Annotated in this window: 21 protein-coding genes and 1 pseudogene; 12 read left to right on the forward strand and 10 right to left on the reverse strand. The window is 58.6% G+C overall.

The annotated features are described in order from the left end of the window. Positions 1-12 precede the first annotated feature (12 nt). From nrfD to pcp, 4 genes are read right to left on the reverse strand one after another with little or no spacing between them, the layout of a single operon-like run. Positions 13-1125 (reverse strand): NrfD/PsrC family molybdoenzyme membrane anchor subunit, encoded by a 1113-nt coding sequence (gene nrfD, locus ABRP64_RS00745; protein WP_349865079.1) that lies wholly within the window; start codon positions 1123-1125, stop codon positions 13-15. After that, complete coding sequence (locus ABRP64_RS00750; RefSeq protein WP_284796300.1) at positions 1122-2180, reverse strand: 4Fe-4S dicluster domain-containing protein; 1059 nt, start codon at positions 2178-2180, stop codon at positions 1122-1124. The genes nrfD and ABRP64_RS00750 overlap by 4 nt, the downstream gene beginning before the upstream one ends. Then, positions 2181-5456, reverse strand: coding sequence for a formate dehydrogenase-N subunit alpha (gene fdnG, locus ABRP64_RS00755; protein ID WP_349865081.1), 3276 nt, complete (start codon positions 5454-5456; stop codon positions 2181-2183). Positions 5457-5503: 47 nt separating this feature from the next. Next, positions 5504-6100 (reverse strand): pyroglutamyl-peptidase I, encoded by a 597-nt coding sequence (gene pcp, locus ABRP64_RS00760; protein WP_349865083.1) that lies wholly within the window; start codon positions 6098-6100, stop codon positions 5504-5506. 536 nt (positions 6101-6636) lie between these two features. Between pcp and ABRP64_RS00765 the strand changes: the two genes are divergently transcribed. Then, positions 6637-7998, forward strand: coding sequence for a dicarboxylate/amino acid:cation symporter (locus ABRP64_RS00765; protein WP_284850345.1), 1362 nt, complete (start codon positions 6637-6639; stop codon positions 7996-7998). A gap of 51 nt (positions 7999-8049) precedes the next feature. Here ABRP64_RS00765 and ABRP64_RS00770 read toward each other — a convergent pair whose 3' ends face one another. The 3 genes from ABRP64_RS00770 to ychF form a co-directional block, all read right to left on the reverse strand. Beyond that, positions 8050-8964 carry a cation diffusion facilitator family transporter gene (locus ABRP64_RS00770; protein WP_458778592.1) on the reverse strand — a complete coding sequence of 305 codons (915 nt, stop codon included), beginning with the start codon at positions 8962-8964 and terminating at the stop codon, positions 8050-8052. Positions 8965-9272: 308 nt separating this feature from the next. Beyond that, on the reverse strand, positions 9273-9806 hold the full coding sequence (locus ABRP64_RS00775; RefSeq protein ID WP_284769932.1) for a type 1 glutamine amidotransferase domain-containing protein: 534 nt from the start codon (positions 9804-9806) through the stop codon (positions 9273-9275). A 98-nt stretch (positions 9807-9904) separates the two neighbouring features. Continuing rightward, entirely contained in the window at positions 9905-10990 is a 1086-nt protein-coding gene (gene ychF, locus ABRP64_RS00780; protein ID WP_349865085.1) for a redox-regulated ATPase YchF, read from the reverse strand. 29 nt (positions 10991-11019) lie between these two features. Between ychF and ABRP64_RS00785 the strand changes: the two are divergent. From ABRP64_RS00785 to ABRP64_RS00795, 3 genes and pseudogenes are all read left to right on the forward strand, one after another. Next, a pseudogene (locus ABRP64_RS00785) lies at positions 11020-12507 on the forward strand (AI-2E family transporter). Between the two features lie 36 nt (positions 12508-12543). Then, positions 12544-13614 carry a DNA recombination protein RmuC gene (locus ABRP64_RS00790; protein WP_284782467.1) on the forward strand — a complete coding sequence of 357 codons (1071 nt, stop codon included), beginning with the start codon at positions 12544-12546 and terminating at the stop codon, positions 13612-13614. A gap of 113 nt (positions 13615-13727) precedes the next feature. Beyond that, the gene (locus ABRP64_RS00795) at positions 13728-14498 is read left to right on the forward strand and encodes a DUF6542 domain-containing protein (protein WP_349865087.1); all 771 of its coding nucleotides are present in this window, start codon (positions 13728-13730) and stop codon (positions 14496-14498) included. Between the two features lie 75 nt (positions 14499-14573). Here ABRP64_RS00795 and ABRP64_RS00800 read toward each other — a convergent pair whose 3' ends face one another. Next, a complete protein-coding gene (locus tag ABRP64_RS00800) occupies positions 14574-15524 on the reverse strand; it encodes a 4-hydroxy-3-methylbut-2-enyl diphosphate reductase (protein ID WP_284850342.1) in 951 nt (316 codons plus the stop codon). 153 nt (positions 15525-15677) lie between these two features. On the opposite strand from ABRP64_RS00800, the gene xseA reads away from it, so the two are divergent. Genes xseA through ABRP64_RS00815 form a run of 3 tightly spaced genes read left to right on the forward strand, consistent with a single transcriptional unit; the run spans position 15678 to position 17602 of the window. Beyond that, entirely contained in the window at positions 15678-16919 is a 1242-nt protein-coding gene (gene xseA / locus ABRP64_RS00805) for an exodeoxyribonuclease VII large subunit (protein ID WP_349836638.1), read from the forward strand. Positions 16920-16943: 24 nt separating this feature from the next. Beyond that, a complete protein-coding gene (locus ABRP64_RS00810; protein WP_005280052.1) occupies positions 16944-17222 on the forward strand; it encodes an exodeoxyribonuclease VII small subunit in 279 nt (92 codons plus the stop codon). Continuing rightward, on the forward strand, positions 17222-17602 hold the full coding sequence (locus ABRP64_RS00815) for a hypothetical protein (RefSeq protein WP_349836637.1): 381 nt from the start codon (positions 17222-17224) through the stop codon (positions 17600-17602). The genes ABRP64_RS00810 and ABRP64_RS00815 overlap by 1 nt, the downstream gene beginning before the upstream one ends. Here ABRP64_RS00815 and ABRP64_RS00820 read toward each other — a convergent pair. Continuing rightward, positions 17586-18155 carry a DUF4245 domain-containing protein gene (locus tag ABRP64_RS00820; protein ID WP_284769940.1) on the reverse strand — a complete coding sequence of 190 codons (570 nt, stop codon included), beginning with the start codon at positions 18153-18155 and terminating at the stop codon, positions 17586-17588. The genes ABRP64_RS00815 and ABRP64_RS00820 overlap by 17 nt on opposite strands. Before the next feature lie 217 nt (positions 18156-18372). On the opposite strand from ABRP64_RS00820, the gene glpX reads away from it, so the two are divergent. The 5 genes from glpX to ABRP64_RS00845 all read left to right on the forward strand — a co-directional run bounded on the left by glpX (position 18373) and on the right by ABRP64_RS00845 (position 23595). Further along, positions 18373-19386, forward strand: coding sequence for a class II fructose-bisphosphatase (glpX, locus tag ABRP64_RS00825; RefSeq protein WP_284853463.1), 1014 nt, complete (start codon positions 18373-18375; stop codon positions 19384-19386). 108 nt (positions 19387-19494) lie between these two features. Then, positions 19495-20895, forward strand: coding sequence for a class II fumarate hydratase (locus tag ABRP64_RS00830; RefSeq protein ID WP_284852193.1), 1401 nt, complete (start codon positions 19495-19497; stop codon positions 20893-20895). A 221-nt stretch (positions 20896-21116) separates the two neighbouring features. Continuing rightward, positions 21117-21740, forward strand: a complete 624-nt coding sequence (locus ABRP64_RS00835; protein ID WP_349865089.1) for a TetR/AcrR family transcriptional regulator — start codon at positions 21117-21119, stop codon at positions 21738-21740. Further along, positions 21734-23302 (forward strand): MDR family MFS transporter, encoded by a 1569-nt coding sequence (locus tag ABRP64_RS00840; protein WP_284850336.1) that lies wholly within the window; start codon positions 21734-21736, stop codon positions 23300-23302. Before ABRP64_RS00835 ends, ABRP64_RS00840 begins: the two co-directional genes overlap by 7 nt. After that, positions 23302-23595: a DUF2316 family protein gene (locus tag ABRP64_RS00845; RefSeq protein ID WP_284850335.1), complete on the forward strand. Its 294-nt coding sequence runs from the start codon at positions 23302-23304 to the stop codon at positions 23593-23595. Before ABRP64_RS00840 ends, ABRP64_RS00845 begins: the two co-directional genes overlap by 1 nt. A gap of 149 nt (positions 23596-23744) precedes the next feature. On the opposite strand, the gene ABRP64_RS00850 is transcribed toward ABRP64_RS00845, so the two are convergent. Further along, positions 23745-23866, reverse strand: a 122-nt coding sequence (locus ABRP64_RS00850) for an IS3 family transposase (protein ID WP_349835862.1), incomplete at its 5' end; no start/stop codon positions are given.

Here is a 23866-nt window from a genome sequence, read left to right on the forward strand (position 1 = left end):
GGCCAGCCCTCGCTAGCCTGCGCTGAGCACGTCGGTGGCAAGACCCTGCTCGCGCCGGCGCCGCTCCGCGCGGCGCTTTTGCGGGCCCATCGTGGTGGCCGGGTTCTTGACCGCTTCAAGGCCCGCGTTGAGCACGCCAAAGCGCGTGCACGCGGATCCGGCAAGCAATGATAGGCCCACGGCCACAGACACGGCGCGGGACTTCGCCGCCGCCACCGCACTGCCCACCCCGCCAGCGGCAATCAAGTATTCCGAGGCGCGCATGAGCTTTCCCGGCGTTCCGTGATGCAATTCCTCGCGCGGCTCCGGCTCCATATTGCTTTCAAGCACCTTCGTCGCCGCGATATCGCTGGCCGCAGCTGCCATTCCTAAGGCACGGGCGGGACCGGCGTGCTTTACCGGAGTGGTCACCATGGCCAGGCCAGAGGCTGCTGCCGAAGCCGAGGACACAAAGACATAGGGCAAGTGCCGCTTCATGTCATTCCACACTGGGTTGGACGTATTAGACAGCAATACCGCCGTATATCCGGCCAGTGGGCCACCGAGCACACCGGTTATCACTCCGGCCGGAGTCGCGGCCTTGCTCAGGCTCGCGCGCAGCCACTTCGGCAGCGGAAATCTCCGCTTGGTCGCGTTATCCACCTCTACCACGGCCGGAATGGCCGCCGCGGTGGAAAAGCCCGCGAGCAGCCACGATCCGAGCGACATCGGCGAGGTCACCTTGAAGACGCGGAACATATTCAACGCGCGCTCCGGCCGGCCCAGGTCCAAAATCAAAAAGACCGATCCTGCGGCCGCCGCGCCAAAGGCCGCTACCCGCGTGGTCCGGCGCAAAGGTGCGTTGCCTGCGGCCTGTGCACCGGTAGCCAAAAGGCCCGATCCGCCGGCTATACCGCCCAATAAGAAATATCCACCGATGGGCCACTCCCACGGCGGGGCCTTAACCACGGGCCTGCCGTAGTAGGAAGAAAACTCAAAGTCTTCTGCCATCCGCTCCTCTTTGGAGCCATCCTGCGCACCCGCGCCCGGGCGCTTGCGCTTCTTCTTGCGCTTTGGCCCGTCGAAATTACGGTAGCGATTCGGCCGCTCCGGTTGCGGTGGCCGGTACTCATCAAAACCGCTCATTTGCGCCCTCCAATCAAAAAGGAACCCGCCACGGCGAGTGCCATCCCACCGATGGCCTTGGCCGCGGTTTTATACATGTTCGGCAAATCCGCAGTGGGCACGCGCGGGTCCGGCGGCAGGCCATAGACCTCTGGCGAATCCAGCAATAAGAAGATAGAGCCGGTTCCGCCCACGCCATCATTGTCATTGGCGCCATAGAGCCGCGCCTCCGTTATGCCCTGTTCGTGCAGGACGCGCACGCGATCCTTCGCTGCGGCCAGCATGTCCTCATAGGTACCGAACTGGATGGAATCCGTCGGACACGTCTTGGAACAGGCCGGCTGCTCGCCCTGTTTCAGGCGGTCATAGCACATGGTGCACTTCTGGGCGACGCCCACATTCTTAATCGGCATTGCCTCGCCAGGCGTATGGTCTGTGCCTTGGGGCTTGCGCTGCTTGAGCTTTTTGAGCACGTTGATGCCGGCGTGCGAATTATCCTGATAATCCACCGTCGCGGTCTTATCGTATTTCAACGACACCCCGCCGTCATCGCGGCGTTCGATGACGCCGAAGGGGCATCCCGCCACGCAGGTTCCGCAGCCATTACACACATCATCTTGGACGACCACGGTGCCAAACTCGGTGCGGAAGAGAGCACCCGTTGGGCACACATCCAAACACCCAGCATGCGTGCAGTGCTTGCAGACGTCCGAGGACATCAACCACCGGAACGTATCCGTATCCGGCGGGGTGGTATCGACCTCGTCAGGCTTTCCACCGATGGTGGGCATGCCTAGGGAAATAAGCTGTTTTCCCTCTTCACGAGCCTTCTCGATACGGTCATTGTTTTGTTCCACAAAGGCTACGTGCCGCCACGTATTGGCGCCCAGGGCGCCGGTATTGTCATAGGAATTACCGGTGACGTCATATCCCTCTACCGGGTTGCGGTTCCATTCCTTACACGCCACCTCGCAGGCCTTGCAGCCGATGCACACAGACGTATCGGTGAAAAAGGCCATGCGGCGGTAGGAATCATAGCCGTGCTGGCCCGCGTCCTCGGTCAGTAGATTAGTCATTTACTTACCTTTTTCGCCTTCGCTTGCCGTCTCATCATCACTACTATCCGCGCCAAACTGACCATGCTTTTCGGGCTCGGGGTTATAGGTAAACGAGTCAGGAACCGACAACAAATCATTGCCGGAATCAACGCTCAACTGCGCCCGCTCCTGATACTGCTTGAGCAGCTTCAAGCGGCCTTCTCCCCTAGGCCTGCGGCCCGGCTGGATATCGCAGGCGCCGATCTTTGAGTTCTGAATGAACACATTCGGCTCGAGCGTAAGACCCAAGAGATCGTTGGCACCGTCACCGGCCACAGCGGTGGTCTCGGACTCGCCGTAGTGGAAGGGCAGGCCAATCTGGTGGAATTCTTCCCCATTGATCTTCAGCATCTGCATGCGATCGGTGACCAAGACCTGCGCCTCAATCACGCCGCGCGGCGAGATAATCGTCGCCCACTCGCCATTTTCCAAGCCGCGCTTTGCGGCCAAGTCCTTATCCACCTCGCAGAATAGGCCCGGCTGCAGCTCCGCCAGATAAGGCAGACGGCGCGACATCGCACCCGAGGTGTACATCTCCGTGAGGCGATAGGTAGAAAATACGAACGGAAAAACCTCCGCACCGGGCATGCCCGGTTCTGGACGCTGCAAGTTATCCGGGCGCTTGATGGTCAAGCGCGTCGGCGATTGCTGCTGCTTATACAGCACGTTGGTCACCGGAGACTCCTGCGGCTCGTAGTGGGTGGGCAAAGGGCCATCGGAAAGCCCGGAAGGCGCAAAGAGCCACCCGCGACCGTCCGCCTGCATGATGAAGGCGTCCGTGCCATCAAGGGCGTCCGGACCGACGGCATCGGCGGGAGCCTTGTACTCGGGCGACTTCGTCACTGGGAAGTCAGGGACGTCATCACCTACCCACCTGCCCTGGGCCTCGTCCCACCACACGTACTTCTTGCGCTCGGACCACGGGGTGCCATCCGGCTTGGCCGATGCCCGGTTGTACAAAATGCGGCGGTTAGCAGGCCATACCCAGCCCCACTCGGGCGCGACCTCGTTCTGCTCCGAACCCGGGACCTTGCGCGCGGACTGGTTAACGCCGTCCTTGTACACGCCGGTGTAGATCCAGCAGCCGCCGGAGGTCGTGCCGTCATTCTTCATCTCCACGAAGGTGGGCAAAAGCTCGCCCTTCTTTGGACCATCCAGGTAGTAGCCGTTGATCTCTTTGAGGACGTCCTCAGAGTTCGGCTCACCTTCCTCATCTTCCGCATAATCCCACGTCACCTTCTGAAGCGGGAGATCGCGCGGATCAGTGGAATCGCGCAGGCGTTCCTTCAGCTTCTTGCCCAGCTGGTAGAAGAACCACAGCTCGCTCTTGGCATCGCCTGGCGGCGGCGCCGCTTGGAAGCGCCACTGCAGCATGCGTTGGGTCTGGGTAAAGGTACCGGCCTTTTCCACGTGGGTGGCTGCGGGCATTAGGAAGACCTCGGTTTCGATGTCTTCGGTCTTCAACTCGCCGTTTTTAATCTCCGGTGCATCCTTCCAGAACGATGCGGTTTCGATTTCCTGGAAATCGCGCACCACTAGCCACTTCAGCGATGCCAAACCGCGACGTTGCATGCCACCATTGGACTGCGCCACCGCCGGATTCTGGCCAAAGACGAAGTAGCCATCTACCTGCCCATTAAGCATGGCCTGCAGGGTTTCGTAGGTGGAATGCGCGCCGGAAATGCGCGGCATGAGGTCATAGCCCCAGTTATTTTCCTTGGTCGCCGCGTCTCCCCAGTAGGACTTCATCAAGGACACGGCGTAATTTTCGCCGATCTGCCAGAAGCCCTTTTGGGACTCATCCCGGATCTCATCCACGAATTCCGGCCACGTCTGCTTTTCCACGCTCGGCATGGGCAGGTAGCCGGGCAGGGAGTGGAAGAGCGTCGGGATGTCCGTGGATCCCTGAATGGAGGCATGCCCGCGCAGGGCCATGATTCCGGAGCCCGGACGGCCCACATTGCCCATCAAGAGCTGCAAAATGGCAGCGGTACGGATGAACTGCGCGCCCAAGGTGTGCTGGGTGAAGCCCAAGGCATAAGCGAAACACGTGGTGTGTTCCGGATCCGAATTCTGCGCAATGGAATCCGCCAGGTAGTAGAAGTCTTCCTGCGCGATGCCGCAGGTTTCTTCTACCAGCTCAGGGGTATAGCGCGCATAGTGGCGCTTGAGAATCTGGAAGACCGAATTCGGGTGCTCCAGGGTGTCATCTCGCTCCACATTCCAGGAAGAACCTTCCGGCTTTTGCACGTACTGCCACGAATCGGTCACGTACGTGCCGGTTTCCGGGTCATAGCCAGAAAACAGTCCGTCCAATTCCTCGGTGTCCTGGTAGTCCTCCGAGATGATCATCGGCGCATTGGTATATGCCACGACATAATCGCGGAAGTACAGTTCATTCTGGAGCATGTAATTAATGACCGCACCCAACAGCACCACGTCGGTACCGCCGCGAATACCAATGTGACGGTTGGAGAACGCAGAGGTACGCGTATACCGCGGATCCACGTGAATAATGCGGGCACCACGCTTTTTAGCTTCTACGACCCACTGGAATCCCACCGGGTGGCACTCGGCCATATTCGAACCCTCAATGACGATGCAATCAGCATTCGCCATATCCTGCAGCGGTTGGGTTGCGCCGCCGCGGCCAAACGAAGTTCCTAAACTAGGAACTGTGGCGGAGTGTCATATGCGCGCCTGGTTTTCGAGCTGCACCGCACCGGCAGCGGTAAAAAGCTTCTTGATGAGGTAGTTTTCCTCGTTATCCAAGGTCGCGCCACCAAGGCCAGCGACACCCATCGTGCGGTTCAACGTCCGCCCCGAGTCGTCGGTGTCTTGCCAGCCCTTCCGGCGCGCTTCCAAGAAACGATCCGCGATCATGTCCATCGCGGTGTCTTCATCCAGCTCCTGCCACTCGGTGGAGTGCGGTGCGCGATATTTAATCTTGGTCAAACGCGTTGCGGAGTTGACCAACTGCTCCGACGCCGAGCCCTTGGGGCACAAACGCCCGCGCGAAATCGGCGAATCTGGATCGCCCTCAATCTGGATGACCCGGTCATCTTTGACGTATACGCGCTGGGCACAACCGACGGCGCAGTATGGGCACACGGATTGCACCACGCGGTCAGCTTCCACCGTGCGCCCGTGCTTTTCCTTACTCTTAGAAGACTGCGTATTGATATCCCTGCCAAAGGGATCGCCGCTACGCAGCTGGCGCACCACCGGCCAGTTGAGAGGACTTAAGCGAGACATGACTTTAAATCTATATTTGGGCGGAAAATTTCTCTAGCAAGGTGACCCTAAGCGTTTTTCGCAACTGCGCTGATCGCGCATTCCACGCCCCGCACGACGTCCGCGAGCTCCAGCATCGGGCTGTTTTCTTTATTCTGCTCCTTAATAAACGGCACGTGGATAAAGCCTGCTTTTACCTGCGTATCTTTGAAATGGTGCAGCAGGCCATAAAGCAGGTGGTTGCACACAAACGTTCCCGCGGTGGTCGAGACCCGTGCCGGAATATCCGCCTCCTGAATCGCTGCGACCATCGCCTTCACCGGCAGAGTGGAAAAGTATGCGACTGGGCCACCTTCAACCACTGGTTCATCGATTGGCTGGTTGCCCGCATTATCCGGAATAGAAGCATCCGCCAAGTTGATGCCTACCCGCTCCGGAGTGATATGCCCGCGCCCGCCGGCCTGCCCCAGGCAGACCACCGCGTCCACATCTTCTTCCTCGGCCGCAGCAATTGCCTGTTTCAGTGCTTCACCGAATACCGTTGGCACAGGGTGCTTAATAATCTGCGCGCCGCGGATTTCATCCGGCAGCCTATCCAGCGCACGTTCTGTAGGGTTAATCTCTTCGCCGCCAAAGGCATCAAAAGCAGTTACCAGAATCTTCATCATTCCAGTATGGCAGCTAACGGTACCCCGCTGCTTTGATTAAGCGCTGTTCTCTTAGTTTGCGCGTAGTACCCAACCGCCCTTCGCGCTCACCGGCAGCGGCTTTCACCGGGGCGCTGCGCTATCGGTGAGCGCGAAGGTGAGGAAGACGAATTCGAGCGGACGGGCAGTGTATTAAATCGAGGGCGACCATTCATCTCCCCTACCCCTCCCTTCGCGCTCACGGGAGATAGGCGAGCCAACCGAGCTGATGCTCGCGGTGAGCGCGAAGGGCGGCGTTGCAGGAGGAGGGATGAAGCGCGGGGTTGCAGGAGGAGGAGATAAAGGGCGGGATGGAGGTCGCAGCTGAAGGTGAAAGCATGAGTGGATACTGAACCGCTTTATCTACAAAGCGGTCAAAGCAATTCACCTGCTGCAAACGAGACCCTTTTTCTTTGCGGTTTGACGTGTGGAATAAAGTGAAACTAGTTGAAGTTGAACAGAACCGTACTCAACAAATAGTCAGACCTGTTCATTTTATTTCTAAAGGACGTTCTATGACACAAAAAGTTTCCTCTCGCTCCAAACTTCCTAGCTGGGCAACGGGGTTTGGCGCGCAAGTCATTGCGGGCCTTATTATCGGCCTCATCCTAGGACTGATCGCATCTGGGATGAATACCGATCCTGACAATCCAGGGTGGTTAACCAACCTGCTCAGCGGTGTCGGTGGCGCCTATGTCCAGCTATTGAAGGTCATGGTTCCGCCGCTTATCTTCGCCGCGGTGGTCACCTCTGTAGCTAACCTGCGCAAGGTTGCCAATGCCGCATCCTTGGCCATTTCTACGTTGGTGTGGTTCGCCATTACGGCGTTCTTCTCCGTCATCGTGGGCATCGTCGTGGCATTAGTCATGAAGCCCGGTGCTGGCACGAGCGTCGATGCATCCGCTGCAGAGGATCCGTCAAGCGTTGGTTCGTGGACTGCCTTCTTTGAGCAGCTCCTGCCACAAAACTTCTTTGGCCTTACCGCCTCTGCCAGCGATGGCGAAATATCGCTGAACTTCGGTGCGCTTCAGCTGCTGGTTATCTCCTTGGCCATTGGCATTGCCGCCGTACAGACCGGTAAGGCAGCCGATCCCTTCCTGCACTTTACGGAGTCCTTCCTCAAGGTCATCCAGAAGGTCCTGTGGTGGATTATCCGCCTGGCACCGATTGGTACCGCAGCGCTCATTGGTAAGGCAGTTGCTACCTACGGCTGGGACGCACTTGGCTCCCTGGGCAAATTCGTCTTGGCAATGTATGTGGGCCTGGCAATCGTCTTCGCCGTGGTCTACCCAGCGGTACTGAAGTTCAACAATATCTCGGTCACGGGCTTCTACAAGCGCATTTGGCCGGTAACGTCCTTGGGCTTTGTCACCCGCTCCTCTATGGGTGTTATGCCCGCAACGCAACGCTTCAGCGAACGCGCCTTAGGCGTTCCCACCGAGTACGCGTCCTTCGCAGTGCCACTCGGCGCTACTACGAAGATGGATGGCTGCGCCTCTGTCTACCCTGCTGTTGCTGCGATTTTCGTCGCGCAATTCTATGGCGTGGACCTAGACTTCACGCAATACCTGCTCATCATTTTCGTCTCCGTTATTGGTTCCGCGGCTACCGCGGGTACCACTGGCGCGACAGTCATGCTCACGCTGACTCTGTCCACGCTGGGCCTCCCTTTGGCCGGCGTTGGTTTGCTGCTGGCCATTGAGCCCATCATTGACATGGGACGTACGGCACTCAACGTCACGGGTCAGGCATTGTGCGCGACGGTCGTCGCCAAGCGCGCGGGCATCCAGAACCAAGAGGTCTGGGATGAAGCCGAAAATGGCGTCAAGCACATCATGGAGGAAGACTCCGACGAGGAAGTAAGCGTCAAGGCTTAATAAACAAAAATAAAGGCCCAGGGCACAGCGCCTTGGGCCTTGGGCCTTTATTTATTGCCGGAATGGAAGTGGGCGGCGATGCGCAACACCAGCCGGCTCCACGTGGATAAATACGCTGCATCCGGCGAAAAGCTCGTCGAGGGCGACTTCGACGTCATCGGCAATCTCGTGTGAGTAGAGCACGCTCCAGTCCGCTGGCACCTCCATGGTCAGGTAGACCATTCTTTGCCTGCCGGAGGCTACCGTACGCCGATCCGTGAAAGTCACGGACTTTTCTTTTTCCAGTTCAGCTAAGAGATCCCAAATTTGATCTTGTTCTTCTTGCGGAAGGGCCTCAGAAAGCAGGCTGCTGACGGAATCGCGCAAAATCTTAAATCCCGTCCACAAGATATTGATGCCAATGGCCAAGGCCACAAGCGCATCAAGCCACAACCAGCCCGTAAGATACACCGCAGCCATGCCGACGAGAACGCCGGCGGAGGTCCACACATCCGTAATCAGGTGGTGCCCATCCGCATTTAGCGTCGCAGACCGGTAGCGCTTGCCCGCCTTAATCAGGGCCAAACCGACGCCCAAATTAAGTATCGAGGACAATAGCGACAGCGCTAAGCCCCAACCGCCTTCTTCAACGGGCTGGGGAGTAAAAAGGCGTTGGACTGCGGTGTAGATGATGGCTCCTGCCGCAATGAAAATCATCGCCCCTTCTACCAACGCGGAAATATACTCCGCCTTACCGTGGCCAAAGTGGTGATTATCATCGGCAGGCTTAGCGGCAATACGCAAGGCGCAATAACCCGCGATGGCGGCCACGAGGTTCACGAGGGATTCGAGGGCATCAGAGAAGAAACCAACCGAGCCCGTCAGCCACGCCGCCAAGGATTTCAGGACAATTGTCGCCACCGCCGCGGCGATGGACAACATCATAAAGCGCTCTAAAATACGCTGCTCAGAACTTAAAGAAGACAAGGTCTACTACTCTCCCTTCGGCAACCAGAATCAGTCCGAAGGTCTCGTTCGCATCGATGCCTCGATGCTGAGTGGCCGGGCCTTTAAGCCAGTGTGTCGACCAGTCATCGCGGCGCAGTAAGCGCCGTAGGAACTACTCCCCTTCTAGGTTCACAGGTTAGCAGACGGCGAGAATCCTTAAACATTCAACCAAATCCTTGATCCACCCTAGCGAACGCGAGGAGCCCATATAGACGAAAAATCTCCCTACGAACCAGAAGGTTTCTCACCATCTGGCTCGTAGGGAGTAATTGAGGCTTTTGCCTAGTTTAGTGCTGACCCTCTGCAAACTCTTCGACCAACTTAGCGTTGAATGCAGGCAGGTCGTCCGGGGTACGGGAGGAGACCAAGCCCTGATCGCAGTGGACCTCTTCGTCAACCCAGGTAGCACCTGCATTGCGGAGATCGGTCTGCAGGGACGGGAAGGACGTCAAGGTACGGCCCTTGAGAGCCTCTGCATCGGCTAGAATCCAGCCGCCGTGGCAGATAGCGCCCAAGGGGCGGTCCTCGCCCATGTGCTTGCGCACGATGCTAACGGCTGCCTCATCCAGGCGGATGAGGTCGGCGTTATTGGTGCCGCCAGGCAAGATGATGCCGTCGAAGGTCTCACCCTCGGAGTCCTTGGTCGTAGCATCAACGCTAATCTCGGTACCGTTCTTGCCCGTAATGGTGCCGGCCTTAGGCGCCAGAACCTTTACGGTAGCGCCGGCCTTCTGCACGGCCTCTAGCGGAGAGGTCAGCTCGGAGTCTTCAAAGTCATTCGTAGCAATGATTGCGATCGTCTTGTTTTCTAGCTCAGCCATTATTATGGCCTCCTTATTGTTGTCGGGTACGCAGATAGGATAACTCTACATTCGCGCGCTCGCCACGTTCACTACCGCGACCTGCAACAAGCTAGGTTTTAGCCGCCGATTTTGAAGTCACACACGTCGCCATCGTGCATGATGTAGTCCTTGCCTTCTTGGCGGACCTTGCCGTTGGCTCGCGCTTCGGCCATTGAGCCAGCAGCAACAAGATCGTCGAAGGAGACGATTTCTGCCTTGATGAACTTCTTTTCAAAATCGGTGTGGATTACGCCAGCGGCCTGGGGTGCGGCAGCGCCTTGCTTAATGGTCCACGCGCGGGCTTCCTTTTCACCAGCGGTGAGGTAGGTTTGCAGGCCCAAGGTGGAGAAACCAGCCTTGGCCAAGGTAGCCAAGCCGGGCTCTTCTTGGCCTACTGCCTCGAGCAGCTCGCTTGCCTCGTCCTCATCCAGCTCCAAGAGCTCGGACTCGGTTTGTACATCGAGGAAGACGCAATCTGCTGGGGCGACGAGCTGGCGCAGTTCGTCCTTCTTGGTGGCATCGGTAAGCACAGCCTCGTCCGAGTTAAAGACATAGAGGAAGGGCTTAGCCGTCATCAGGTGCAGCTCGCGTACGAGGGAAAGAGCAATCTCGCCGGTCTTGGCGGCGGCGAAGAGGGTGCGGTCATCCTCTAGGATTTCCTGCGCCTTCTTGGTGGCCTCCACAACAGGCGCCAAGTCCTTATTCTTCCGGGCATCCTTTTCTAGGCGCGGCAGGGCCTTCTCGATGGTCTGCAGATCCGCCAGAATCAGCTCTGTATTAATAACGGAAATGTCATTGCCGGGATCTACCTGGCCATCGACGTGGATGACATTGTCATCAGAAAAGGCGCGGACCACCTGGCAGATAGCGTCGGCCTCGCGGATATTGGCTAGGAAGGCGTTTCCCATACCCTCGCCCTGCGAGGCACCTGCGACGATGCCGGCAATATCCACGAAGGACACGGTCGCCGGCAAGATACGCTCGGAGTTGAACATCTTGGCGAGGGCGTCCAAACGGGGATCCGGCAGCTCCACCAAGCCCACGTTGGGCTCGATGGTGGCGAATGGGTAATTAGCCGCCAAGATTTCGGAACGGGTCAGGGCATTAAACAAAGTGGACTTGCCCACATTGGGCAAGCCGACGATTCCTAGTGTAAGACTCACGGGGCTAATCCTAACGCACCTACCGCGTTATGAGGCAAGATGGTGGGGTGAGTTCTGATAAGCAACCAACACCCGAAAAGCCACAGGCGAGCCCGGGCGATAAGATGGACGGTGACTTCGACACCAACCAATTGGACGACGTATCGCCGCATCCCCCGGGCAATCAGGTCGATCGCTCCGTCATCGCGGGCGAGATGGTGAAATCGACCTCCCTGTGGGCCGTGCGCCTGCTGATAATCGGCGTTTTCCTTTTTGCTGTCTATCAGGTCCTGGGTAGCTTCTGGCAGGGCATCCTTCCAGTGCTCTTGGCTCTTATTATCTGTACCGTGCTTAACCCCATGGCGCGTTGGATGCGAACAAAGGGACTACCCGCGGGCCTGGCAGCGATTGTGACAATCCTGCTCTCTTCAGCCGCCGTCGGTGGGCTCATCGCCTCGGTGGCACCGGACTTCATGCGGCAATCCCAGTCGCTCTACTTACAAACGGTCTCGGGCATCCAGCAGCTCCAGGTTTGGGCCCAGGGCCCACCCTTGAACCTCGATAGCGACGATATGAGCACCTATATCGACGAGGCCGCAGGCTGGTTGCAGGAGCGTGCGGGCGTTATCGCCGGGTCTGTATTTACGGGCATCGGCAATGCCACCTCATTTTTCGTCACGGTGTTCATTGTCTTGGTGCTCACCTTCTTCTTCCTCAAGGACGGCACCAAATTCCTGCCGTGGCTGCGCGATGCCACCGGGCGACGTGCCGGCTGGCACCTCACGGAATTGCTCACGCGCGCCTGGAATACCCTGGGCGGATTCATTCGGGCACAGGCGGTGGTCTCGCTTATCGATGCCATCTTTATCGGCCTCGGCCTCGTGCTTATTGGCGTGCCCTTGGCGATGGCCCTGGCAATCATCACCTTCATCGCCGGCTTCATCCCGTTCGTCGGCGCCATTGTCTCCGGCGCGCTCGCGGTGGTTATCGCCTTAGTGTCTTTGGGCTTTACCCAAGCACTGTTGGTCTTGGGTCTCGTTCTTTTGGTCCAGCAGCTTGAAGGCAATGTCCTCTCGCCGTGGCTGCAGGCTAAGGCCATGAACCTGCACCCAGTCATTGTTTTGGTCTCAGTCATCGTCGGCTCCGCGCTCTTTGGACTCATTGGTGGATTCTTGGCCGTGCCGACCGCCGCCATGATCGCGGTGGCTTATCGCTACGTGCAGGACATGATGAAGCTGCAGTCCGGGGAAAAGCACTCCTCCGAGCTCAACTACTCCACCGTCGCGGGCTATCTCATCGGCCGCTATACCGAAGAGCAAGCGCAGTAAAAGCGCGAGCAATGGCGCAAGGTCCCAGAACACGCCAACCCCGATATCGCCGGCGCCGACGCGGCTTCCGATGGCGATTCCACCACGCTCGATGCCTCCGTCGACGTCGATTCCACCCCGGAGGACTATGACGAACCGAGCATGCGCTCCAACCTGCGCCGGGCGCGGGATGCCTTTGAAAATCTTTGGAACGGAGATTCGAAAAAATAGTGTGCTGTGTCGGCAGCACGTGTCATAGTGGATTCCATGACATCCACTTTGCCCGTGCTGCTGCTGTTTATCGGTCTCCTATTGGGCGCCGTTCTGGGATGGTTGGCCCACTCTCATTCCGCTTCCCGCTCCGCGCCGAGCGAGGAGCACCGGGCGCTGCAAGAATCCCAGCGCCGCCAGGCCGAGCTGCAACCGCTGGAAAAGGCCATGGATAGGCTTGGATTCCAGCTCCAAGAATTGGAAGAAGATCGCACCGCCCACTTGGCCTCCCTGTCCAGCCAAGTGCAGGCGGTGACCCGCACCTCGTCCCGGCTAACAGAGCGCACAGATCAGCTCGTTACGGCCCTCCGCTCACCCAATGTGCGCGGGCGGTGGGGCGAGATTCAGCTAGAGCGCGTCGTCGAACTCGGCGGCATGAGACGGCACGTAGACTTCGATTCTCAAGTCTCTGCCCCCTTAAACGGCCGCATCGTGCGCCCAGACATGCTCATCAACTTGGCCGGTGGCAGGCATATCATCGTCGATGCCAAGGTCCCATTTTCTTCTTACCTCGATGCGCTAGAAACCGAGGATCCAGAAGAACACGCCGGCTACCTGCGCCGCCACGCGCATCAGCTGCGCAGCCACATCCAGGCGTTGTCCCACAAGGACTATATTGAGGCCTTCCAACCCACCCCGGAATTCGTGGTGCTCTTCGTGCCAGCGGATCCCTTCCTCGATGCTGCGTTATCGGTCGATCCTGAGCTCATCGAGTTCGGTTTTGAGCGCAACGTCGTCATCGCCACCCCGAGCTCACTCTTCGCGCTTTTGCGCACGGTAGCTATGGGTTGGCACCAAGAAGATATTTCCGCCAAGGCAAAAGAAGTCCAACGCTTGGGACGCGAGCTCTATTCGCGGCTCAATACCCTTTCGGAGCACTACGGCAAGGTGGGTCAAAACCTCGAAAAGGCAGTAGAAGCCTATAATTCCACGCTCTCCTCGCTGGATTCGCGCGTGGGCGTGACTGCCCGCAAGCTGCACGAAATGGAGATCCCCGGCCGCACGAACAGGGCACCGCGCGAGCCCTCCCCCATTGATACGTGGCCGCGCGGGACAAATTCTTCATAAATTCTAGGCAGTTTTACTGCGTGGATATAGCCATTGGCCCGCGCCAGACGGTAGGATTTTGCGACGTGTCACTAGCCAAACAACGAAAGCCAACCGCCGCGCAAGGCCTGAGCATGCCGAACATATCGCTGCTGAAGGGCCTTGGGCTATTGGCGGCACTTTTGCTCACCGGCGCATTGATTTCCATTCTTGCCGGCTCCATAGGCTGGATGTACTTTGCCTTCCTCATCATCAGCTCGCTGCTCATAGCGCTCATCGTTGAGGAGCGGGGATTATTCCTGTCCATCGCGTCCATCCCCATTTTGTACGCGGTAACCGTGGTGACAGCGGGAATCTTCATCACCAAGTCCAATGCTCCAGAAGGCACCAGTTTTTCTAAAACGTCGCTGCTCACCTCGGTGTATCCGCTGGTCCAGAACTTCGTGTGGTTGCTTATCGCGGTTCTCGGCGCGACGGCAATCGGCGTTTTGCGCTGGATTCGCTTCCGCAAGGCCGCACAGCGCGCTGTGAATCAGCAAAGGGTCTCGCGGCGCGCGGACATGAAGCGGGATCGTCAGAACCGCGCTGAGCGGCTTTCCGTGGCGGAACTCATGGCGCGTAATAGATCCGAAAACCCGCAGGCCTCATCCCCACGCGCCTCTCGCCGCAGATCGCATGCACAGGCGCAACCTCCGCAGAAGCCGCAGAAGCCGCAGGACCGCATCCGCGGCCGCGACCGAGAAGAGCGTCGTCGCGAGCAACAGGCGGAACGCGAAAATCGCTTGCAGCCCGATCCGAACCGGCGCGCGGGAGACGTGATACCACCGGCCCCCGAAACAGATCCCACTTCCTCGATAAAAGACACTGCCAAGAAGCAGCGTTGGGACGATAACCTCTACGAATAAACTAAACCGTGAGCCCCCGGCACTCTTTAAGAGGCCACCAGGCTCACGGTTATCGTTGTTTTAGGCGTTGCAGCGCTAGGTGCGCGCGGGACGCAGATCACGCGGCAGCGCGAAGGTAATGGATTCCGTAGAGGTGGTTACTTGCTCCACGTCATTAAAGCCGCGATCATCCAAGTATTCGAGTACTTCGCGCACCAAGAGTTCCGGCACGGAGGCGCCACAGGTCACACCAACGGTCTCTACGCCGTCTAACCACGATTCATCGATTTCTGCGGCGAAGTCCACCAAGTGGGAGTCGCGCGCGCCTGCCTCGAGTGCGACTTCTACGAGGCGCACCGAGTTGGACGAGTTTTTTGACCCCACCACGATCATCAGATCGCACTTCGGCGCGATGGCCTTGACGGACTCTTGCCGGTTTTGGGTGGCGTAGCAAATATCATCTGATGGCGGGTTTTCCAGGTGCGGGAAACGCTCGCGCAGTTTATTAACGATGACGACGGTCTCATCCACCGAGAGCGTGGTCTGCGAAAGCCAGATGAGTTTTTCATCCTGCAAGTAATCTGGCAGCTTGTCCACGCCGTCGACGCCATCGACCAGGTGCGTGACATCGGGGGCCTCTCCCGCGGTGCCCTCTACCTCTTCGTGGCCTTCATGACCTACGAGGAGGATGTGGTAACCATCGCGCTCGAAGCGCTGGGCTTCCTTGTGCACCTTGGTAACCAAGGGGCAGGTGGCATCCAGGGTCAATTGCTTGCGCTCTTGCGCCTGATTGCGCACCGCCGGGGAGATGCCGTGGGCAGAGAATACGAGGTGAGCACCCTCTGGGGCTTCGGATGCCTCTTCAACGAAGATGACTCCGCGCTTGGCCAGAGATTCAACGACATAACGGTTGTGGACGATTTGCTTGCGCACATAAATGGGTGCGCCGTATTTTTCTAGCGCCTTTTCTACAGTCTCGACGGCGCGGTCCACTCCAGCGCAGTAACCGCGCGGTGCCGCGAGGAGAACATTTTTACCATCAGTCATGCCTCCCAGAGTATCGAAAGGTAAAGCAAAACAATAGTAAGGGCTATCCAGCAGCAAAAGCGCCCATCTAGGCCACCCAAGCGGGGCGGTGCTTGTCCGGAGCACCTACACTAAAAGGCACCGTATGGTGCTGTAGATGGAAAGGGTGGCTGCGTGAACCAACCGGCAAATACTCCAGAGACCCCGTGGCCTGTAGGCCAGGTCAATGACCAGGTGAAGGGGTGGATCGAGCGCCTTGGATATCTGTGGGTGGAAGGCCAATTAACACAGATCAATTACAAGCCCACGTGGAAGCTGTCTTATCTCACCCTGCGCGATGTGCAGCAGGAAAAGTCGGTGCAATTGACCTGCTCTTCCTCAATGCTGCACAACCTACCTACACCGCTGAAGGATGGCGACCGCGTCATCGTGCACGGCAAGCCCGCGTTTTATGCCGGCCGCGGATCCTTTTCCCTGTGGACCACAGAGATCCGACACGTGGGCATCGGCGATTTATTGGCGCGCATCGAAAAGCTACGCGCACAGCTCGCCGCAGAAGGCCTCTTTGATCCCGCGCGCAAGCGCCCACTTCCCTATCTCCCGCAGAAGATCGGCCTGATTACTGGCCGCGGTTCTGCCGCCGAGCGCGATGTCATGGCGGTCGCCCGCGACCGGTGGCCGGCCGTGCAATTCCGCGTCATCAATACCGCGGTTCAGGGGGCAAATACCGTCCCCGAAGTGGTTTCGGCCCTGCAGGAGCTCGACGCCGATGCGGAGATCGATGTCATCATCATCGCCCGTGGCGGCGGTTCTGTCGAAGACCTTTTGCCTTTTTCTGAAGAAGCCCTGCAACGTGCCGTCGTGGCCGCCAGCACGCCGGTGGTCTCCGCGATTGGCCACGAGCCGGATAGCCCGGTGCTGGATAATGTCGCAGATTTGCGCGCGGCTACACCCACGGACGCCGCCAAGCGCGTGGTCCCTTCGGTGGCAGAGGAACGGGCGGTTATCGCAGAGGCACGTTCCCGCATGGCAGCGGCGTTGCGCGGCTGGGTAGAACGCGAGCGCCGTGGATTAGATAATATCTGTTCCCGGCCGGTATTGGCCGATCCGATGACCCCGATCCGCGCCCGGCGTGAAGAAGTCGAGCGCATGCGTACGAGTATGCGCCGCGAATTGCGGGTGTTGTTAGACCGCGAGACCCGGCACGTGGAGTCCCTTCGCGCACGGGTTTCTGCTTTAGGCCCTTCGGCGACGCTTGCCCGTGGGTATTCTATTGTTCAAGTCTTGCCCAAAGATGGCAGCGATCCGGAGGTAGTTAGCTCCTATGAGCAATCACCGCCCGGCGCGCAATTGCGCATTCGCGTGGGCGATGGTTCCATCACCGCCGTATCCATGGCCTCCCAGGCCGCCGATTAGCCAGAAATAGTAGGAGAAATGCTGATGTCAGATGAAACCATTGGTTCCGGCCAGCCGGGCCAGGATGCCTTTACTCCCGTAGAGGAATTGAGCTACGAGCAGGCGCGCGATGAGCTCATTGAAACCGTCAAGATTCTAGAGCTCGGCCAAATGGGCTTGGACGAGTCCCTGAAGTACTGGGAGCGCGGCGAGGCACTTGCTCGCACGTGCGAATCCCACTTGGATGGCGCCTCCAAGCGCGTGGAAGATGCCCTCGAAAAGGCGGAAAACAATGAGCAGCAGGCCGAGGAGGGTGAAGAGTAATGCAGATTTATGGTTACCCGGGAAAGAGGATTGATTTCGTATCCAAATCGGCATCGGCAGGCTCCATCATGGGCGGCGATTCCCGCGCGTTGGTGGAGGAATTTTTCGGGCCGGCGCATACCATCACCCAGGTTTCGACCACCGAGGAGGAACTGAGTTACTTTTCCCAGTCCATCGTACTGCTGCTTGCCGATGCCAAGGTGGTCCAAGTCTCCATCTACCCGCAGCGTTCCCAGCGCGAGCGCGTGGACGTCTACCTAGAAAAGACGCGCCTGAGCGGGCTAGATGCGGCTGCCTTGGAAGAAACCGCCGGTGATACTGAGGGAATCACGGTGAAAGCAGACGATGAGGGGCTCAGCGAGGTTACTTTCCGCTTATAGGCTTGGCCTTGATGAAGGCCTCGGTCGCGGCGGCGAATTCTTCATCGGGGGCCGCACCGGAGATGATGAGGCGGGCATCGCCTAGGTCGGCGATCCACAAGCGGCGCACCGAATCGTCGTCGCTTGCCAGCACGCGCACTTGGTGGCCGGCTACCTCGCGCGTGGAGTTCAGCCCGCGATAGTTAGCGTCGTATTTTTCGCCCGCGTCTTCTGCAGACACCTGGGTTTGGGTGGATTCCACGTAGTTTCCATCTGCGGTAAGCCAGCTGACGACGGTGGCTGTCTCGCCTCCTAGCTGCGAACGTCGGGCCGCATTGGCCTGCCAGCCTTCGGGCATCTGGGGATCTCGGATGGCGCCAACACCGGCGCGGGCCTGCGTATCCAGGAAGGTCTCCTCGTCTACCTCTTGGACTGGGCCTTGCGCTGTTTCCGGATTCACCGAGCAAAGCCCGGTTGCGCCCACCACAAGCAACATCATGAGGACCACTATGGAAAGGGACAAAATGATGTCGCGAGCGCCTTCGAAAATCTTCGGTCTTTGTTCTGCTGCCACGCGCCTTAGTATCGCATGAGCCGCCGTGAAAGTGCCACATGCCTCCCGCGTGCGCACATTCGCGCCGATAATGCTCCCCCGAGAGAGGAAAATCCCCACAAAAGGGGCCCCAAATCGGACCTATTGACACCAAAAAGTGCCAGAATAGGAAAAGTAGAACACTAAGCGCGTGGGAATTACCCCCACGGTGAGAAAACATGGAAGGCAACCACTACACATGTCCGAAAATACTTCTTATTTGCCCGACCGTAACTTGGCCATGGAGCTGGTGCGCGTGACCGAAGCCGCCGCCCTGGCCTCTGGCCGCTGGGTTGGTCGTGGCATGAAGAATGAGGGCGATGGCGCGGCAGTCGATGCCATGCGCAAGCTGATTAACTCCGTGGCAATGAAGGGCGTTGTTGTCATTGGTGAGGGCGAAAAGGATGAGGCCCCAATGCTCTTCAACGGCGAAGAGGTCGGCACCGGCGAGGGTGCGGCGATGGACATTGCCGTAGACCCCGTAGATGGCACGCGGCTGATGGCCGAAGGCCGCCCCAATGCCATTTCCGTAATCGCCGCTGCAGAGCGCGGCACCATGTATGACCCATCCGCGGTTTTCTACATGGAAAAGATCGCCGTTGGACCTGAAGCTGTCGGATCCATCGACATCAACCAGTCCGTGCAGTGGAATATCGAATCTGTTGCCAAGGCAAAGGGCCTGCGCACCGCAGATATCACCGTGGTAGTATTGGACCGTCCGCGCCACGATAAGCTCATCCAAGAGATCCGTGAGGCAGGAGCCAAGGTACGCCTCATCATGGACGGCGATGTGGCGGGTGCCATCGCCACCTGCCAGGATTCCACCTCCATCGATATGATGATGGGCATTGGCGGTACCCCTGAGGGCATCATCACCGCCTGCGCTATGCGGTGCATGGGTGGCGAAATCCAGGGCAAGCTGTGGCCAAAGGACGAAGAGGAAGCAGAAAAGGCCCGCGCCGCTGGCCACGACTTGGACAAGGTCTTGGGCACCAATGACTTGGTCTCGTCCAAGAACTGCTACTTCGCCGCTACCGGCGTGACCAACGGTGACATGCTGAGCGGGGTTTCCTACCGCAATAACGGCGCCTCCACCCGTTCGCTGGTCATGCGTTCCAAGTCCGGCACCATCCGCTACGTCGATTCCTTCCACAAGCTGGCAAAGCTGCAGGAATACTCCGTCGTGGACTACTCGGACCCCACCAAGAACTAAACCTCACCCCCAAATGGCGGGGCGGGCTCGGGCTTTTCGTGCTCTAGTTTTTAGCTTTTCGCCATACTGGGGGTAGACGCACACAATCAATTAACCGAGGTGATTTTCATGACCGAATACCGTACCGAACATGACACTATGGGCGAGGTTAAAGTTCCCGCTGATGCCCTGTGGCGCGCACAGACCCAGCGCGCGGTAGACAACTTCCCCATCTCCGGCCGCGGCCTAGAAGATGCGCAAATCCGCGCACTCGGCCTGCTCAAGGCGGCATGCGCACAGGTCAACAAGGACTCCGGCAGCCTAGATGCGGAAAAGGCAGACGCCATTATCGCCGCTGCAAAGGAAATCGCGGAAGGCAAGCACAACGATGCCTTCCCCATCGATGTGTTCCAGACCGGCTCCGGTACCTCCTCCAATATGAACACCAACGAGGTCATCGCCTCCTTGGCACAGAAGCAGGGCGTAGAGGTTCACCCGAACGATGACGTCAACATGGGCCAGTCCTCCAATGACACCTTCCCCACCGCTACCCACGTGGCGGCCACGGAAGCAGCCGTCAATGACCTCATTCCGGGCCTGAAGGTGCTGCACGAGTCCTTGTCCAAGAAGGCGAAGGAATTCGCGGACGTTGTCAAGGCCGGCCGCACCCACCTCATGGACGCCACCCCAATCACCCTGGGCCAGGAGTTCAGCGGCTACGCCCGCCAGGTGGAGCTCGGCATCGAGCGCATCGAGGCTACCCTCCCGCGCTTGGGCGAGCTGGCCATCGGTGGTACCGCCACCGGCACCGGCCTGAACACCTCCGCTGAGTTCGGCGGCAAGGTAACCGAGGAGCTCAAGAAGCTCACCGGCGTTGAGAACCTGAAGGAAGCTGAAAACCACTTCGAGGCACAGGCTAACCGCGACGGCCTTGTAGAGTTCTCCGGCGCCATGCGCTCGGTGGCTGTATCCTTCAACAAGATTGCCAATGACCTGCGCATGCTGGGCTCCGGCCCGCTGACCGGCCTGGCAGAAATCCACCTGAAGGACCTGCAGCCTGGTTCTTCCATCATGCCGGGCAAGGTCAACCCGGTTATCCCTGAGGCAGTCACCATGGTGGCCGGCCAGGTTGTGGGCAATGACGCAGCCGTTGCCTTCGGCGGCGCGCAAGGCCAGTTCGAGCTCAACGTCTTCATCCCGATGATGGCGCGCAACGTGCTCGAGTCCGCTCGCCTGCTGGCTAACTCCGCCCGCGTCTTTGCTGAGAAGTGCGTCGACCACATCGAGGCCAACGAGGAGCGCATGAAGCACTTCGCGGAGTCCTCCACTTCCATCGTGACCCCGCTGAACTCCGCCATCGGCTACGAGAACGCCGCTAAGGCCGCAAAGCACGCCCTCAATGAGAAGATCACCGTCCGCCAGGCCGTTATCGACTTGGGCTTTGTTGACGGCGAGAACCTCACTGAGGAAGAGCTGGACAAGCGCTTGGACGTATTGAGCATGACCAACCGCGAGCGCGACAATATTTAATCTAGTCCGCGTTTAGCGCTACGACCCCCGCTCGGAAATCGCCTCTGAGCGGGGGTTTTCGCATGCCTCGACGCGCTTGCCAGGCATGGTAAGCGCGGGTAAAGAAAGGGAACATCGGCAAGCGTATGCTGTGACCTACAACATAGATTCGACGTACACATCTACAAAATCACCCATTTTGCACTTGGTGCAAGTTTGCACCGAGTGTAACGTTGCATTCTGTGCAAGAAGAACTATCACTACGCGAGCAGAAACGCCTAGAAACGCGGCTACGCATCGAAGATGCTGCCACCGAGTTGGTGGACAAGCATTCCTTTGGCGAGGTCACTATTGAAGAGATCTGCGAACTAGCCGGTATTTCTCGGCGCACGTTTTTTAACTATTTTGATTCGAAGGAATCCGCCGTGCTTGGGGCACCAAGTGCTGACTTCACCGCGGAAATGCGCGAGTATTTCCTCCATGAACCCACCACCAACATCATGGAATTAGTCCTTAACCTGGTGGAACAGCACATGGAGGGCCATCATGTTAATCCCACGATTCGGGAGAGACGCAAGCGCATTGCTAATGACCCAGAGGCGGCCGCCGCCTCCATTAGCCGCAAGCGTGCGAAATCCATCGAGCTTATTGGGCTCATTGAGGAGCGCCTTAACCAAGAACCGGAATTGCGCATCCTCGAGGGCCATTCAGCGGCAACGGAGGCCATGGTCCTCGCCGGTGTAGTCCGCGAGGCCCTGTGGCTTTCCATCGCCGCCCCTGATAGCGATTGCAGCGACGCTCTGAGTTCGCGTCTTAATGATTCACTGAAGTTGATTAATGATGTTATGAAAGGAATCCGATGGTAGATACAGCCGAAAAGGCTCCTGCGCAGGGCCAGTCGCGGGCGGATAACCTGGGGCTCATTTTCTCTGCGCTGGTGCTCACCATGTTGATGAGCTCACTGGGCCAGATGATTTTCTCTTCCGCTTTGCCAACGATCGTTGGTGAGCTTGGCGGCGTTGACCACATGAGCTGGGTCATCTCCGCATTCCTTGTCACCATGACCATCGCCATGCCAATTTCCGGCAAACTGGGTGACATGTTGGGCCGCAAGTGGCTCTACATTGGCGGCATCGCCGTCTTCGTCGTGGGCTCTGCCATCGGTGGTTTTGCCGATTCCATGACGGTTCTCATCATCGCCCGCGCCGTGCAAGGCTTCGGTGCTGGGTTCATGATGATTTCCTCGCAGTCCATCATCGCCGAGGTCACCTCCTCCCGCGAGCGCGGCAAGTTCATGGGCATCATGGGCGGCGTCTTCGGCCTGTCCTCCGTCCTCGGCCCCGTCTTGGGTGGCTGGTTTACTGATGGCCCTGGCTGGCGTTGGGGCATGTGGATGAATATTCCACTCGGCCTGCTGGCCATGGTGGTCTGCATCTTGGTGCTCAACCTGCGCGTGGGCCAGGCCGATATGAAGCGCTTTGACTGGCTCGGTGCCACCTTCATCGCCATTACTACCGCTTCCCTTATCCTCATGACCACTTGGGGCGGCACCGAGTACGACTGGGATTCCACCATGATCCTCACTCTCGGCGCCATTACCCTCGTCGGCGCGATCATTACCACCATCGTGGAATTGCGGGCTGCCGAACCGCTTATCCCGGTTCGCCTCTTCAAGAACCGCAACATGGCCCTGACTACCCTATCCGGCGTCATCTTGGGCCTGGCCATGTTCGGGGTGCTGGGCTATATGCCCACCTACCTGCAAATGGTCCACACCCTCTCACCCACCAACGCAGGCCTGATGATGATTCCGATGATGATTGGCCTTATCGGCACCTCCACCGGCGTCGGTTTCATCATCGCCCGCACCGGCCGCTACAAAATCTACCCCGTTATCGGCTTGGCCATTACCGCCGGTGCACTCTTTTGGATGTCCCGCTTGTCGGTAGACACATCGCTCACGCAACTCGGCTTCGAGTTCCTCGCCTTCGGCATCGGCCTGGGCATGGTCATGCAGGTGCTCGTTCTCATCGTCCAGAACTCCTTCCCGCTCTCCCAGGTGGGTACGGCAACCGCGGCGAATAACTTCTTCCGCCAGATCGGTTCTGCCCTAGGTGCTTCCTTGGTCGGTTCCATGTTCATTAACAACATGCAGGATGAGATGGCCAACCGCCTGCCGCAGGCCATCCAGCAGCTGGGACCTGAGGGCGCGGCCTATGCCGAGAAGTTTGGCAATGGCGAGGGCAATGCCAATAGCCTGACCCCGGACTTGGTGTCTTCCCTGCCAGAGCCGCTCAGGCAGGCAGTATTAAATTCCTATAATGACGGACTCACCCCGGTCATCGCGCTGATGGTCCCGCTCGTCATCGTCGCCCTCTTGGTCCTGCTTCCCCTGCGTGAAGAGCGCCTGAAGGAGACGATCGATTAATGTCGCTCAACCCCGCAGAAACCGCCGCCACCAGTAGGGAGCTCCATGCGCTGCGCGGTAGCCTGCCGCTTGCCGATGCCCCCATCAACTCCTCCCTCGGCTACCAGGCTGGCGGCCTCGCGGAGGTGCTCGATATTGAGGCAAGCCCCATCGAGGTATGGCACACCCGCGATTACCTCGTGGCCTTGGCAGAGCGCCAAGGCATCGAGGTGCCGCCGTTTAGCCGCCTGAGCGATTTCATGCGCCCACAGGCACAGAAGTGGTTTGGGCGCTGGGAGCTACCCGCAGTCTAGGAGCGCTCTATTCTCCCCAACTGGTTGATCGCCTAGCTTGGGAAAACAAATAAAGGCCGTAGCGCCGCCAGGATGATTTATTCCCCCGGCAGCGCTACGGCCTTCGTGACGAAAAGGCTGAGGGGGATGCGGACATTTTTTAGGACTATTCAGAGTAGCAGCTTGCGTCGGCGTTGATTGATGCTTAATCCGCCGAACTCAAGCTTGATTCTTCGTTCGTTGTAGAAGTCGACATATTCATGAATCGCTTTCTCTAGTTCCTCACGATGGC

The sequence above is a fragment of the Corynebacterium sp. KPL4015 genome, assembly GCF_040225725.1.
GTDB lineage: Bacteria > Actinomycetota > Actinomycetes > Mycobacteriales > Mycobacteriaceae > Corynebacterium > Corynebacterium rhinophilum.